Origin of the sequence: Streptomyces sp. ID05-39B, from assembly GCF_033794725.1 — a bacterium.
In the GTDB taxonomy this organism is placed as follows: Bacteria; Actinomycetota; Actinomycetes; order Streptomycetales; family Streptomycetaceae; genus Streptomyces; species Streptomyces bobili.
The window spans coordinates 1-551 of sequence record NZ_JARGEF010000562.1 but is presented as its reverse complement, the minus strand read 5'-3'; the positions used below and the strand labels follow the sequence as shown (position 1 = coordinate 551).

Below are 551 nucleotides of genomic sequence, written 5' to 3'. Positions count from 1 at the left end.
GAGGTAGAGGGAGCCGCCCCCGCCAACCTCCTCGGCGACTACGCGGGCGGCTCCCTCTACCTCGTCGTCGGCGTCCTCGCCGCGCTGCACCACGCGCGCGCCACGGGCACCGGCCAGGTCGTCGACGCCGCCATCGTCGACGGCACCGCCCATCTCTCCGCCATGATCCACGGCATGCTCTCCGCCGGCGGCTGGCAGGACCGCCGGGCCGCCAACCTCCTGGACGGCGGCTGCCCCTACTACGGCACCTACGAGACCGCCGACGGCGGCCACATGGCCGTCGGCGCCCTGGAACCGCGGTTCTACGACGAGTTCGTCCGCCTCCTCGGCCTCGACGGCTTCGACGACGCCCGAACGGACCGGACCCGCTGGGGCGACCTGCGCGAGGCCGTCGCGGCCCGCTTCGCCTCCCGCACCCGCGAGGCGTGGACGGCCCGTTTCGAGGGCACCGACGCCTGCGTCGCGCCCGTGCTGTCCTTGCGCGAGGCCCCGCACCATCCGCACCTCGACGCCCGCGGCACCTTCACCGACCACGGCGGCATCACCCAGCC

General features: G+C 75.1%; 1 protein-coding gene. It reads left to right on the top strand.

Annotation, left to right across the window (positions count from 1 at the left end):
* On the top strand, window positions 1-551 hold a 551-nt coding region (locus P1P75_RS41905; RefSeq protein WP_319265375.1), incomplete at both ends, for a CoA transferase.